Raw genomic sequence first — 253 nt, 5'->3', positions numbered from 1 at the left:
CAGTTCGTATGCGGCATTACTGCCTGCCATGCTGCCGAAGCTGCGCACCGTCTCACGGTGCAGCCTGTCCCGCGTATACTCGACCAGCGGCGTCCCGCCCAGCTTCATGCCCGCCAGGTAACCGCTGCCATACGTCAGCCACTCCACCGGCGGCAGGCTGTCCGGCGTGACGCGGTTTGCCAGCCCCTGCTCGTTGTATGCGTGTTTCGTCTCATGCTGCCACAGCAGTTCCCCCGTCTCCGGGTTCTCCACC

Annotated in this window: 1 pseudogene; it reads right to left on the bottom strand. The window is 65.2% G+C overall.

From position 1 onward, the window contains the following. Positions 1-253: pseudogene (locus SB764_RS42710) on the bottom strand (hypothetical protein); the annotation flags it as partial.

It is taken from the genome of Paraburkholderia sp. SIMBA_027, from assembly GCF_046535315.1.
GTDB lineage: Bacteria > Pseudomonadota > Gammaproteobacteria > Burkholderiales > Burkholderiaceae > Paraburkholderia > Paraburkholderia tropica.
The sequence above is the reverse complement of the archived record's forward strand: the minus strand, read 5'-3'. Positions and strand labels throughout refer to the sequence as shown.